Origin of the sequence: Mycobacterium sp. 852002-51152_SCH6134967 (genome assembly GCF_001667105.1) — a bacterium.
GTDB lineage: Bacteria > Actinomycetota > Actinomycetes > Mycobacteriales > Mycobacteriaceae > Mycobacterium > Mycobacterium neumannii_A.
In genome coordinates this window covers 1-12382 of sequence record NZ_LZIK01000065.1, presented here as the reverse complement: position 1 = coordinate 12382, position 12382 = coordinate 1, and the positions used below count along the sequence as shown (strand labels likewise).

The following is a 12382-nucleotide window of genomic DNA, read 5'->3' as shown; positions in this document are numbered from 1 at the left end:
TGAACCCTGGCGGCTAGGGGCCGCCGTTAACGCGAGACTAGCGAGAAGTTCGCCCATGCCTCCCTGCGGGCGGCGTGCGGGTCGAACTCGATGCGCGGGCGCTGATCGAACACTCGCACGGCGCGGTCCGCGCCGGTGTAGGTGGGCCAGTCGGGGCCGGGCACGCCGGTGCGGGCGAACTCGCGCCAGCGGCGTTGGACGTCATCGCTGACGCGCAACGCGGTTCGGCGGTCACCGACTGCGGTGAGCAGACGACCGAACCCGGTGCGGTACACGTCGAACACCGCCAACAGTTCGGTGGCGTGCGTGGCGCCGAGTCCCGACCACCGCAACGGCCGCGGTGCGTAGTCGTAGCGGTAGAGGTAGGTCGGCGCGTGGCGGCTGTGCGCCTCGGCGATCTGCCAGGCGGCCGAACCGAACGCGAAATCGCTGCCGAACTGGACACATGCCCTCTGGTTCGGATAGCCGGGGTACGCGGCGGTGATGCGTTCGCGTTCTTCGGGTTCGGCTTCGGCGAGCAGCCGCTCGATCATCGGCTCGGACATGGGCAGCAGCTTGAGGAAGCGACCGAAGAGGTTGGCCTCTTCGGCATTGGTCCCGACGATGAGCGGAAGCCGGTGGCCCTTACCGCTGCGCATCGCCTCCACCGGATCCTGTGGCAGATATTCGGTTCCGCTCGTGGGACCGGCCGCGAAGGCGCCGAGCATCTCGCGCTGGCCTTGTTTGATGAGCTCTTCGAACGCCTCGACCAGTTCGGCCGGCCGCGCCGCCATCACCGCGTCGGCGCCGTCGTCCTCCCCCGCGCCCAGCATCGCGGCGAACCGCGTCGCGTACTGCGCGGCCACCTCCGGGGTGCGCACCATCCCCGCCGCCGGGCTCTCCGAGATCGCTTTCGCAAAAAGGCCTTTCGCTGCGGGAACTGCGAGTAACGTGGCCACGGCGTGCGCTCCAGCGCTCTCACCGAAGATCGTGACGTTGTCGGGATCGCCGCCGAACACCGCGATGTTCTCGCGTACCCAGCGCAGGGCCATCACCAGGTCGCGCAGATACAGGTTGTCGTCGATCGTGATGTCCCGGTTCGACAGCGACGAGAGGTCCAGACACCCCAGCGCGCCCAGGCGGTAGTTGACCGAGACGTACACACATCCCTTGCGGGCCAGCGCCGCACCGTCATAGATCGGGGTGGCCGACGTCCCCATGAAGTAGCCGCCGCCGTGAATGAAGACCATGACCGGCAGCGCGGAGTCCGACTTCTTCTTCGGGCTCACCACGTTCAGGGTCAGGCAGTCCTCGCTCATCGGTTGGTACTTGCCCGGCGCCAGCATCGTGTACATGCGTTGCTGCGGGGCGCAGTTGCCGTATCCGTGGCAGTAGCGGACGCCGCGCCACGGCTGCACCGGCTGGGGCGCGCGCAGGCGCAGCGGACCCACCGGCGGGCGCGCGTAGGGGATGCCACGCCAACGGTGCACGCCGTCGCGGGTGAACCCCTCGATGGTGCCGGAGGCGATGGTCGCGCGGACGGTGTGTTCGTGCATCACCCGACGTTAGCAATGACCTTTCGAGCATGGCCTCCCGCCGCGCCTGGCCAGAGATTGCGTGTCGGCCCGCTAGCCTGGCCGGTATGCGAATGGCTGTGCTGATCGCGTCTGTGCTGGTAGCGGGGTGTTCGACGACCACGGGCGGACAGGCTGAACGGATCGAACCGATCCCGCCGGCGCCGCCGGCGAGTTCGCCCACCACGACCACGACCAAACCGAAGCCGACCGCCCCACCGGCCCCCGGCGCACCGATCGGCGACGTGGTGGCCTGGGTCGAAGCCGGTGAACCCGCTGACGCCGCCCAGTTCCATGTGGCCACGCGTGAGGGACAGACGACGGACCTCGGGGAGGACGTCGCGTTCACCACGCCGTCGGGCAAGACCAGCTGTATGACCGACAGCCAGTACGCCGACGGTGCGTTGGCCTGCCTGGTGGACCTGGTCGACCCGCCGCCACGGCCCGAGGACGCCTACGGCGAGTGGAAGGGCGGCTGGGTCGACTACGACGGCAACAGCGTGACCATCGGCTCCGTGCACGGAGACCCCGGCCGGTTCACCGCCGGTGAGGGGCCCGAACTTCCGTACGGCCTGGTGCTGTCGTTCGGGGACTACCGCTGCCGGACCGACACCGTCGGACTCTTCTGCGTCAACCACGCCTACCAATCCGCGGTCAAGTTCAGCGATGCAGGCATCGAACCCTTCGGCTGCCTGCAGTCGGTCGCCGCGCCCCCGCAGACCGGTGAGAAGTTCAGCTGCTGACCACCCGCGCTAGGCGACGCCCTTACGCTTCAGCAGCGGCAACACGCCTTCGGCGAACCAGTAGGCCTCTTCCAGGTGCGGGTAGCCCGACAGAATGAACTCGTCGAAGCCGAGCGAGTAATACTCGTAGATCAGATTGGCGACCTCCTCATGGCTGCCGACGAGCGCCGTGCCCGCGCCGCCCCGCACCAAGCCGACACCGGCCCACAGGTTCGGGTAGATCTCCAGCCGGTCGGTCCGACCGCCGTGCAGTGCGGTCATCCGACGCTGCCCTTCGGATTGCGACTGAGCGTGCAGCGCAGTGGCTTTGGCGATCTGGTCGGCGCTGAGGCCCGATAGCATCTCGTTGGCGACCGCCCAGGCGGCCGCGGAGGTGTCGCGGCTGATGGTGTGCAGCCGGATGCCGAACCGCACCGTGCGGCCGCGTTGTTCAGCGAGTTCACGAACTCGCGCGATCTTCGCGGCGGCGTCATGCGGGGGCTCGCCCCATGTCAGGTACACGTCGACGTACTTCGCGGCGATCGGCAGCGCGGCCGGTGAGGATCCGCCGAAGTAGATCTGCGGCAGCGGATCCGGCGGCTCCGACACCCGGGCGTCGGCGACCTTGTAGTAATCGCCCTCGAAGTTTAGCGATTCCTGACGCCAGATGGCGTCGACGATGTGGAGGAACTCCCCCGTCCGCGCGTAGCGCTGGTCGTGGTCGAGCCAATCGCCGAACCGGCGCTGTTCGAGGTCGTCACCCCCGCTGACGATGTTGAGCAGCACACGCCCCTCGGAGAACCGCTGCAGCGTCGCGGCCTGCTGCGCGGCGAGTGTGGGCGGCGTCAGCCCCGGCCGGAACGCGACGAGGAACTTCAGCCGCTCGGTCTCCGCCAGAAGGGCCGATGCGCTCAACCACGCGTCCTCACACCAGGTTCCGGTCGGGGTGAGCACCCCTTCGTAGCCCAGGCGGTCGGCGGCGCGGGCCACCTCGGCGAGGTAGCGCCGCGTCGGCGGACGGTAATTGGCGGGCACGGTCTGCTGTGACGACGCGTGCGAGGAGCCGACGATGGAGCGGCTGTCTCCGGCGGTGGGCAGGAACCAGAAAAACTTCCCCGAGGACATGTCGCTCCTAATCGCGAGTCAGGTAGAGGGGCTTGAGCACGTCGGTATAGCGGCGGTCGACCCAGCGCGCGAAATCCGGTGCCGCCGCGATCTGTTCGGACTCGGCGAACAGATCAGCCATCTCCTGCTCGGACGCGATCAGTGCGTCGGACAGGTCGGTGGGCAACCGCAGGCTGCGCCCTTGGGCGAGTGCGGCGACCGCGGGATCGAGACCGACTTCCTCGCCGTAGCGTCTCGCCCACTGCTCGCGGTTGTCGTCGGCCCACCGGACGGCCTTGGCGTAGCGCTGCACCAGGTCTGTCAGTGCGGTGTTGCGTTTCGGGTCGGCCAGCGCGGCGTCGGAGGCGATTCCGAACCCGGCACCGTTGGTGACACCGGTGGCACGGGCGATACTGCGCACCGCCAGGTCGGTCTCGGCTTGGGCGGTGTAAGGGTCCCATACTGCCCAGACGTCGACGCGGCGCTGGGTGAACGCCGACAGCGCGTCGGCGGGTTGCAGGAACACCAGCTTCACGTCCGATGCGGTCAACCCCACCCGATCCAGCTGAACCAGCGTATGACCGTGTGCCGAACTGCCTTTGGCGAGCGCAATGCTCTTGCCGCGCAGATCCGCGACCCGCTCAATGGGTGAATCGGCGTGCACCAGGATCTGATCGCCGAATCCACCACCGTCCAAGGCGGAGACGACCTTGACCTTCGCGTTGGAGGCGGCACCGAAGATCGGCGGTGTGTTGCCGGTGATCGCGAAGTCGATCTTGCCGGCGGTGGCGGCCTCGATCTGGGGCGGACCGGACGTGAACGTGGAGAAGTTGATCTGGTACGGCAGGCCGTCGAGAGCGCCCGATGCGCGCAGCAGCGCCTCGGTGCCGCCCTTCTGGTCGCCGACGTTGAGCGTGAGGCCGGCTAGGTCGGACAACGGTACGGTGGCCGGTGCCTCCTTGGTCACCGAGCTGTCCTGTCGCGACACGCACCCGCTCACCAACAGGCCGATGAGCGCGAGAACGGCGACGACCCTGGACATGACGATCCCCTTCGGTTGCTTACGGTTTCAGCCCTGCACGCCGAGCTGGGCGAGCAGTTCGGCACGGTGACTCTCCGCGCCGATCGAGGTGCGTGGGTCGGCGATATCGAGCGTGTGAGTGACGCGGCCGTCGTCGAGCACGAGCACACGATCGGCGAGCGCGACGGCCTCATCGACGTCGTGCGTGACCAACAGCACGCCGAACCCGTGCTCGCGCCAGAGATCGAGCAGCAGCTCGCGCATGCTCAACCGCGTCAACGCGTCCAACGCGCCGAACGGCTCGTCGAGCAGCAGCAGATCGGGTTGGGCCACCAGAGCACGGGCGAGCGAAACCCGCTGTGCCTGACCGCCGGAGAGCGTCAGCGGCCATGCGTCGGCGCGGTCGGCGAGCCCGAGATCGGCAAGCGCCCGCTCGGCGCGTATCCGGGCCTGATCCTTGCGCAACCTGCTGCGGGTGAGCCCGTACTCGACGTTCGTGCGCACGTCACGCCACGGAAACAGCCGCGGCTCCTGAAAGGCCAGTGCGGGCGGGCCCGACACGACACGCTGCCCGCTGTGTTCGGTCGACAGGCCGGCGAGCACCCGCAGCACGGTCGACTTACCGGATCCGCTGCGGCCGATCAGCGCGACGATCTCGCCGCTGCCGATCCTCATCGACACGTCGGCGAGCACGTGATGCTCGCCGTACCACTTGTCGACGTGCCGCAGTTCGGCCGCGGTGCGGAGTTCTCGTGCGGTGGCCAATGTCATGAGCGGTACCTCAATGCGCGTCGTTCCAGAACGCGGACGATCGCGTCGGTACCGATACCGAGCAACGCGTACACGATCAGGCCGAAGATGATGATGTCGATGCGCAGGAAATCGCGCGCGTTGTTGATCAGGAAGCCGATCCCGCTGTCGGCGTTGATCTGCTCGGCGACGATCAACGTCAGCCATGCGATCGCCAACGACTGCCGAAACCCGACGAGCACCTGGGGCGCCGCGCTTGGCACGATGATGCGCCAGAATCGCTGCCAGAACGAAAAGCCGAGCACCTGAGCGGTTTCGAATAGTTTCGGGTCGACCTGGCGGATGGCCGAGAACGTGTTCAGGTACAGCGGAAAACTGACACCCAACGCGACCAGCAGCACCTTGGGCAGTTCGCCGATGCCGAACCACAGGATGAACAACGGGATCAGACCGAGATGGGGCAGCGCCCTGACCATCTGCATGGGCGGATCGATGCCGGCCTCCACCCACCGCGACAGGCCGACGGCCGTGCCGAGCGCGACACCGAGAACGCCGCCGAGAACTAGGCCCTCGACCACCCGGATTCCGGAAACGCTCAGCGCGTCGGCGAGTTGCCCGTTACGGACCAGCTCCACGCCCGCCTCGAGGATCAGCGACGGGGCGGGCAGCACGTCCTGGGAAATGACGCCGACAGCGCTGAGAAGCTGCCACAGCACCAGCAGGACCACCGGCGACGCCAACCGGATAGCCGCCCACTTGTGTTGCCGCCGAGTGCGATTCGTGGCCGGTCCGGCCGTGATCGGCGCGTTGGGCGCGCTGAGATCGGGTGGGGCGGTCACGTGGTCTGACGCTACGGACGGCCGCGCCGGGCCTGAAGGCTTTGATTCTGGGTGAACGAAAGACACGTGACCGCCGGGTGATCGGGCACACCGGCGGGCCGTGGAATTGTGTTGTCAGCTCAAACGGAACGCACCCGTGACGGGGGTCGGGGTCACGTCCGCGCCGTTGATCCTGGAGCTCATCGCCCCGTTCGACAGGCGGGTGATCTGCTGGGCCTGCTGCAGCTGGCGTTTGTTGCGGACCTCGGCGCGGAACTGGGCGTCGTTGAGCTGTTGAATGTCGGCTTGGTCGAGCGTGCCGCTGAACCCGTTGAGCTGTACGCCCACGGCCGAGCCGTCCTCGCGGACCACCCAGGCCGCTCGTACGCCGTCGAGGTCGGCGGTATAGACGCCGGCCTCACCGGACACCGGTGCCGCGGTGAATTCGTAGGTGACCCCGTTCATGGTCAGGTCACCTTCGACGTCCGCGCCGTCGAACTGCGCGGTCAGCGTGTCGCGGAACCTCGACGTGAGATCGATCTTGCCGTCGGCGTTCTTGCCGAAGAACCAGGCTTCGTCATCGCTGCCGTTGCAGGCGTACGCGGCGAGCTCGCCGCCGTCCACGGAGATACCGATGGTCATCGGCTTGCCGTCGGGAGATTTCATGTCCGCGACGTAGCGCGCCGACTGCGGAAACGGCTGGACTCGCGCCGTGGTCGTCGACTCCGAGGATGAGCCGCCAGAGCACGCGGTCAGGGTGGTGAACGCGAGCATCGCGCTGATACCCGCGAACAGAACGCGGGTCAATCTCTTCCTGGTCATGGTGGTCCTATCGGGCAGAACTGACTGGTCATCGAGACGACGAGTCAGCACCCATGGTGGTTCAACGACGCAGCGAAATACCGGAAAACCCGGGCGTGTCAGCGCCAGCCGTCGGCGGCCTTGGCCGCCGTCATCAGCGCGTCGCACAGTTGCCGCAGTTCGACGGTGTCGGCGCCTTCCTCGACCGCCGTGGTGACGTCCTCGGCGGCGCATCTGACCTGGTAGATGCGGTCGGAGAGCTCGGCGGCCTCGCCCGGGGTGAGGACGACGGCGTCGGGAGCCAGCGACGTGCCCTTGATCACGCTGCGCTGCTCGTATGCGCGCTGGCGGCAGGACTGCCTGCAGTACTGTCGCCGTCTGCCCAGCCCCGCATCGCCGACCTCACGACCGCACCAGCGGCAGGCCGCAGGGCGGAGGCGCCTTTTGATCCCGGATGTCACAGGCCAGACTGTAAACCGACGGTCATCGGTTTCCCGGTATCATGGTGGGTCGAGTCGGGAACTTCACAGCATGCTGCGGCGTTGATGATTCGGACAATAACGCGCTGATCGAGGAGTGTTTGACGATGGCTGATCGCGTCTTGAGGGGAAGTCGCCTCGGAGCCGTGAGCTACGAGACCGACCGCAACCACGACTTGGCGCCGCGTCAGGTCGCGCGGTACCGCACCGACAACGGTGAAGAGTTCGACGTTCCGTTCGCCGACGACGCCGAGATTCCGCACACCTGGCTGTGCCGCAACGGCATGGAAGGCACCCTGATCGAGGGGGACGCCCCCGAGCCGAAGAAGACCAAGCCGCCGCGCACGCACTGGGACATGCTGCTCGAGCGCCGGTCGATCGAGGAGCTCGAAGAGTTGCTCAAGGAGCGGCTCGACATCATCAAGGCCCGCCGCCGCGGCTGACCCCGCCCTCGGCGAGCGACCGCTTCGTGCCACGAAAGCACGGCGTGTCGCGGTGCAAACGCGGTCGCTCGCGGAATGTGAGGGTCAGCGCGTGACGCGGGCACCACGGCCGCGATCGATGCGGCCGCGCAGACCCCACTCCGCGACCTTGAACAGGGCCTCGCGGATGTTGGATCCACTCATCTTGGACTGACCGAACTCGCGTTCGGTAAAGGTGATGGGCACTTCTACGACGACGAATCCGTTGTTGATCGTGCGCCAGGTCAGGTCGATCTGGAAGCAGTAACCCTTGGAGTCGACCGCGCTCAGATCGATCTTCTCCAGCACCTCGCGGCGGTAGGCGCGGTAACCGGCGGTGATGTCATGGATGTCGACGCCGAGCAGGATGCGCGAGTAACCGTTGGCGGTACGCGACAGCAGCAGGCGACGCCGGGGCCAGTTGCGGACTTCTCCGCCGGGCACGTAGCGCGAGCCGATGACCAGGTCGGCGCCTCCGTCGATGGCGTCGAGCAACCGGTACAGCTGCTCGGGCGGGTGGCTGCCGTCGGCGTCCATCTCGACCAGCACGGAGTACTCGCGGCTCAGCCCCCAGGCGAAACCGGCCAGGTACGCCGCGCCCAGGCCGCCCTTGGCATTGCGGTGCATGACGTGGATGCGGTCGGGGTCCGCGAGGGCCAGTTCGTCGGCGAGCCTGCCGGTGCCGTCAGGGCTGCCGTCGTCGACGATCAGGAGGTGGATGTCGGGTAGCGCGTTCTGGACGCGCTCGACGATCAGCGGAAGGTTCTCCCGCTCGTTGTAGGTGGGGATGATGACCAGCGCGCGCTGGCTGGGTCGCTCCCCCGGGTCCCGGCCCGTCGTCATGTGGCTCCTCTGTCTGTGGTGCGGCCGCCCACTCGGCGGCGCACAAAGCCTTCATTGTGCAGCATCGCGACGATCAGGCTGCCCACGCCGAGGACGATGAGCAGCCCCTCCACCAGCGGCCCGAACCGCGTCGCGGCTGTGAGCTGGGTTTTCAGCCGGACGGAGGAGTCGAGGTAGGCCGGTTCGTAGAACGCGGTGCGAGCCAGCTCACGGCCGTCCGGCGAGACGATCGCGCTGATCCCCGTCGTCCCCGCCACGACCACGTAGCGGTCGTGTTCGACAGCACGCAGCCGGGCGAACGCGAGTTGCTGTTCGCTCATGGACTCGGTGAACGTCGCGTTGTTGGACGGCACGACCAGCAGTTGTGCGCCGTTGCGCACGGACTCGCGCGGCGCACGGTCGAAGATCACCTCCCAGCAGGTGGCCACCCCCACCGGCACGCCGGCCGGGTGCACGACGCCCGTTCCGTCACCGGGTACGAAGTAGCCGGCGCGGTCGGCGTACTCGGAGAAGTTGCGGAAGAACCCGCGCCATGGCAGGTACTCGCCGAACGGCTGCACGATCTGCTTGTCGTGGCGCTCGCCGGGTCCGCTCTCCGGGTTCCACACGATCACCGAGTTCGTCGTGGTCGGCTCCTCGGCCGTGGCGCCGGGAGCCTCGACCACCGCGCCGACGAGGATCGGTGCGTCGATGGCCGCGGCGGCCGACGAGATCAGCTCGTGAGCGTCGGAATTGGCCAGTGGATCGATGTCGGAGGAGTTCTCGGGCCAGACGACGAACATCGGCTGCGGCGCGCGGCCCGCCCTCACGTCCTCGGCCAGCCGCAACGTCTCGCGGACGTGGTTGTCGAGCACGGCGCGACGCTGAGCGTTGAAATCCAATCCGAGCCGGGGCACATTGCCTTGGACGACGGCGACGGTGACCGAGTGCTCGTCACCGGCGCCGAGGCCGGACTGGCGCACGTGCGGCCACGTCAGCGCGGTGGCCAGCAGCACGGCGCTGATACACAGGCCGGGCACCACCACGGCCGGTGGTGTGGTCTGCGCGTCGTCGCGACGCCACCACTGGATCACCTCGAATACCATTGCCGCGAAGCTGAACCCGACGAGCACCACCGCGAAAGACAGCAGCGGCGCCCCGCCGAGTTGGGCGATCGAGCGCAGCGGGCTCTCCGTCTGGCCGTACGCGACGACACCCCAGGGGAATCCGCCGAACGGCAGCGTCGACTTGAGCCACTCCTGCGCGGCCCACAACCCGGCGAACCACAGCGGCCAGCCCGGCAGTCGGCGAACCACCACCGCGGCCGCGCCGAAGAGGGCCGGAAACACCGCCTCGGCGAGCGACAGTCCGATCCACGGGAAGGGGCCGACGAACGCCCCGACCCACGGCAGCAACGGTAGGTAGAACGCGGCCCCGAACAGGAACCCGTAGCCGAATCCGCCGAGCACCGTGGTGGTCTCGCGTGTCAGCACCCACGCCAGCAGTGCGAACGCGAGGAAGCCCAGATACCACCATCCAAAGGGCGGAAAGCTCAGACACAGAAGTACCCCGGCGACGATCGCCACGCCCAGCTGCGGCAGCCGGTCCACCAGGCCCTGGCCGAATCGCCTTGCCCTCGAGAGAGTTTCAGCCATGTATGACGACACCTCGATGGACGGTCTGCCGACAGCGAGGAGACGGGGCGTCGAGTCGCGGCAGCGGCGGTACCCGCGACCGCCGGTCGGTGGACCACCGTTGCACCGCGTCGGCGGGCGCGCTCACCTCGAGTTCGTCGGCTTCCCATATCGCGTACGACGCCGGTGCACCGGGAACGAGGGTGCCCGCCAACCCGTCTCGCACACCTGCGGCGCGCCACGCACCTCGGGTGAGTGCTGCGAACGCCGCGCGCGCCGAGAGTGCACTGCCCGGCGTCTGGTGTCGCGCCGCCGCGCGCAGCGTCGCCCAGGGGTCGATCCCGGTGACGGGGCTGTCCGAGCCGAACGCGAGGGGCACGCCTTGGGATGCTAACAGCGCGAACGGGTTCAGCGATCTGGCTCGCTGCGCCCCGAGACGTTGGGCGTACATGCCGGTGTCGCCGCCCCAGAGCGCATCGAAATTCGGTTGCATGCTGGCGAGCACGCCCCAGGCGCCGAGCTTGTGCGCCTGTTCTGAGGTGACCATCTCCAGATGTTCGAGTCGGTGCCCGCACCGGGCGACCGCGGGGGCGCCCGAGGATGCGACGACGGACTCGAACGCGTCGACGACTGCGGTGACGGCGGCGTCGCCGATCACGTGGAAGCCGGCCGTGATGCCCGCCTCCGTGCACGCCTGCAGGTGGGCCGCGATGGCGCCGGGGTCGAGGTAGGTGTTTCCGACACAGCCGGGCGCGTCGGCGTAGGGCTCCTGCAGCCACGCCGTGCGCGAGCCCAGTGCCCCGTCGACGAAGAGGTCACCCGCCAGGCCGCGGGCGCCGGTGCGGTCGATCAGTGCGCGTGCCTCGTCGGCCGTGGCGACCGCTTCGCCCCAGTAGCCGACGACCTCGACGCCGTGGTCGAGGACGCGGATCTCATCCCAGTCGTCGAGGCCGCCGATGTCGGGGCCCGCGCATTCGTGCACCGCGACGATGCCGTGCGCTGCCACTGCGTCGAGCGCGGCGGCATGCGCGTCGGCACGCTGTCGGGCGGTCAGACCGGCCCGGGCCGCGGCGCGGACCACGTGGTGAGCGTCGCTGGTCAGCGGCCGCTGCGGGTCGTATCCGGTCGCGTCGGCCAGGCCCGGGCACAGCGTGCGCAGCGCGGTGGAGGCCGCCGCCGAGTGCACGTCGACCCTGGCGAGGTAGGCCGGCCGGTCCCCCACGACAGCGTCGATGTCATCGACTCGAGGCGGGGTGTGCTGCGGCCAGTCCGATTCGTCCCAGCCGTGGGCCCAGATCGGGCCGTCGGGGTAGCGGCGCGCGTGGTCTGCGAGCAACTGCAGGCAGTGCTGTAGCGAGGTGGCGGGCCGCAGGTCGAGCCCGGAGAGCGTGAGCCCGGTGGCGGTGAGATGGATGTGACAGTCGACGAAGGCGGGCGCGACGAAGGCACCGTCGAGGTCGATGATCCGCGCGTCGGGAAACTGGCTACGGCCGACGTCGTCGCTGCCCAACCATGCGATCACACCGTCGCGCACGGCCAGCGCCGTGGCGTCGGGCATGGCGGGGCTGTGCACCCGCCCGTTGAGCAGAAGGGTCGTCACCTAGGGGAGGTTCTCACAGCCCGTCGGCGGGCGGACGCGGGCGCTCCACGGCAGGCGGGTCGATGTCGACCACGTCGACGACCTCGCCGTCGATGTAGTCATTCCGCTTGGTGGCCGCTCCCCACCCGGCCATTCCCGCGGTGATCAGCGGCGCCCGGCGCGCGGCGAGCGCGGTCAGCAGCGGGCGCCCCGCGGCCCGCGTCGGTGGCAGCAGGAGCAGCGCCCCCGCCACCGAACTGGCCAGCCCGGGGATCGCGATGAGCACCGTGCCGAGCGCGACCAGGACACTGTCGGCGGCGGTGCCGTGCAGGGTCGCCGGGGTCAGGCCCGCACGCAACCTGCCGACGTGACGCCTGATCTGCGATCCGGCCAGCGCGAAACCCAGCACGAACGTCGTGAGCAGCAGCAGTAGCGTCCAGCCGATGCCGATCGTCGACACCAGAGCCACCACGACCGCGGTCTCGATGACCACATAGAGGACAAACAGCCGCATCGCCATACGTGGTAAACGTCCGGACGGCCGCGAGGGTTCCGTAGATTGGCGTCAGTGTGAAGGTGAGGTGCCGCGTAGTGCGGTGGTTGAATCCTTTTCACCTGGTGTCTGGCTCTTAGATTGG

13 protein-coding genes are annotated in these 12382 nt (G+C 68.5%); 2 read left to right on the top strand and 11 right to left on the bottom strand.

Annotated features, from left to right (window positions below; translation table 11 throughout):
• Positions 1-26 precede the first annotated feature (26 nt).
• Positions 27-1535: a carboxylesterase/lipase family protein gene (locus A5790_RS20700; protein ID WP_066848614.1), complete on the bottom strand. Its 1509-nt coding sequence runs from the start codon at positions 1533-1535 to the stop codon at positions 27-29.
• Positions 1536-1621: 86 nt separating this feature from the next.
• Here A5790_RS20700 and A5790_RS20695 point away from each other — a divergent pair, with 86 nt between their 5' ends.
• The gene (locus tag A5790_RS20695) at positions 1622-2296 is read left to right on the top strand and encodes a hypothetical protein (RefSeq protein ID WP_066848611.1); all 675 of its coding nucleotides are present in this window, start codon (positions 1622-1624) and stop codon (positions 2294-2296) included.
• 9 nt (positions 2297-2305) lie between these two features.
• Here A5790_RS20695 and A5790_RS20690 read toward each other — a convergent pair whose 3' ends face one another.
• From A5790_RS20690 to A5790_RS20665, 6 genes are all read right to left on the bottom strand, one after another.
• Positions 2306-3400, bottom strand: coding sequence for an LLM class flavin-dependent oxidoreductase (locus A5790_RS20690; RefSeq protein WP_066848608.1), 1095 nt, complete (start codon positions 3398-3400; stop codon positions 2306-2308).
• Between the two features lie 7 nt (positions 3401-3407).
• Positions 3408-4421, bottom strand: a complete 1014-nt coding sequence (locus A5790_RS20685) for an ABC transporter substrate-binding protein (protein WP_066848605.1) — start codon at positions 4419-4421, stop codon at positions 3408-3410.
• A 27-nt stretch (positions 4422-4448) separates the two neighbouring features.
• Positions 4449-5171, bottom strand: a complete 723-nt coding sequence (locus A5790_RS20680; protein WP_066848602.1) for an ABC transporter ATP-binding protein — start codon at positions 5169-5171, stop codon at positions 4449-4451.
• Positions 5168-5989 carry an ABC transporter permease gene (locus A5790_RS20675; RefSeq protein WP_369829807.1) on the bottom strand — a complete coding sequence of 274 codons (822 nt, stop codon included), beginning with the start codon at positions 5987-5989 and terminating at the stop codon, positions 5168-5170. The genes A5790_RS20680 and A5790_RS20675 overlap by 4 nt, the downstream gene beginning before the upstream one ends.
• Positions 5990-6103: 114 nt before the next feature.
• A complete protein-coding gene (locus A5790_RS20670; protein WP_066848599.1) occupies positions 6104-6790 on the bottom strand; it encodes a hypothetical protein in 687 nt (228 codons plus the stop codon).
• Positions 6791-6888: 98 nt separating this feature from the next.
• Complete coding sequence (locus A5790_RS20665; protein WP_082961834.1) at positions 6889-7230, bottom strand: hypothetical protein; 342 nt, start codon at positions 7228-7230, stop codon at positions 6889-6891.
• A gap of 125 nt (positions 7231-7355) precedes the next feature.
• On the opposite strand from A5790_RS20665, the gene A5790_RS20660 reads away from it, so the two are divergent.
• Positions 7356-7691: an RNA polymerase-binding protein RbpA gene (locus tag A5790_RS20660; protein WP_064350208.1), complete on the top strand. Its 336-nt coding sequence runs from the start codon at positions 7356-7358 to the stop codon at positions 7689-7691.
• A gap of 84 nt (positions 7692-7775) precedes the next feature.
• Here the strand turns inward: A5790_RS20660 and A5790_RS26440 are convergent, their stop codons facing one another.
• From A5790_RS26440 to A5790_RS20640, 4 genes are read right to left on the bottom strand one after another with little or no spacing between them, the layout of a single operon-like run.
• Positions 7776-8552 (bottom strand): polyprenol monophosphomannose synthase, encoded by a 777-nt coding sequence (locus A5790_RS26440; RefSeq protein WP_066848597.1) that lies wholly within the window; start codon positions 8550-8552, stop codon positions 7776-7778.
• Positions 8549-10186 carry an apolipoprotein N-acyltransferase gene (gene lnt / locus A5790_RS20650; RefSeq protein WP_066848593.1) on the bottom strand — a complete coding sequence of 546 codons (1638 nt, stop codon included), beginning with the start codon at positions 10184-10186 and terminating at the stop codon, positions 8549-8551. Before lnt ends, A5790_RS26440 begins: the two co-directional genes overlap by 4 nt.
• Positions 10179-11765, bottom strand: a complete 1587-nt coding sequence (locus A5790_RS20645; RefSeq protein ID WP_066848590.1) for an amidohydrolase — start codon at positions 11763-11765, stop codon at positions 10179-10181. The genes lnt and A5790_RS20645 overlap by 8 nt, the downstream gene beginning before the upstream one ends.
• Positions 11766-11778: 13 nt before the next feature.
• Entirely contained in the window at positions 11779-12264 is a 486-nt protein-coding gene (locus A5790_RS20640; RefSeq protein ID WP_066848589.1) for an FxsA family protein, read from the bottom strand.
• Between the last annotated feature and the right edge of the window lie 118 nt (positions 12265-12382).

Bases quoted from the DNA above. Each gene is read 5' to 3' on its own strand.
- A5790_RS20700 (WP_066848614.1), bottom strand. From the start codon at position 1,535: ATGCACGAACACACCGTCCGCGCGACCATCGCCTCCGGCACCATCGAG.
- A5790_RS20695 (WP_066848611.1), top strand. From the start codon at position 1,622: ATGCGAATGGCTGTGCTGATCGCGTCTGTGCTGGTAGCGGGGTGTTCG.
- A5790_RS20690 (WP_066848608.1), bottom strand. From the start codon at position 3,400: ATGTCCTCGGGGAAGTTTTTCTGGTTCCTGCCCACCGCCGGAGACAGC.
- A5790_RS20685 (WP_066848605.1), bottom strand. From the start codon at position 4,421: ATGTCCAGGGTCGTCGCCGTTCTCGCGCTCATCGGCCTGTTGGTGAGC.
- A5790_RS20680 (WP_066848602.1), bottom strand. From the start codon at position 5,171: ATGACATTGGCCACCGCACGAGAACTCCGCACCGCGGCCGAACTGCGG.
- A5790_RS20670 (WP_066848599.1), bottom strand. From the start codon at position 6,790: ATGACCAGGAAGAGATTGACCCGCGTTCTGTTCGCGGGTATCAGCGCG.
- A5790_RS20660 (WP_064350208.1), top strand. From the start codon at position 7,356: ATGGCTGATCGCGTCTTGAGGGGAAGTCGCCTCGGAGCCGTGAGCTAC.
- A5790_RS26440 (WP_066848597.1), bottom strand. From the start codon at position 8,552: ATGACGACGGGCCGGGACCCGGGGGAGCGACCCAGCCAGCGCGCGCTG.
- lnt (WP_066848593.1), bottom strand. From the start codon at position 10,186: ATGGCTGAAACTCTCTCGAGGGCAAGGCGATTCGGCCAGGGCCTGGTG.
- A5790_RS20640 (WP_066848589.1), bottom strand. From the start codon at position 12,264: ATGGCGATGCGGCTGTTTGTCCTCTATGTGGTCATCGAGACCGCGGTC.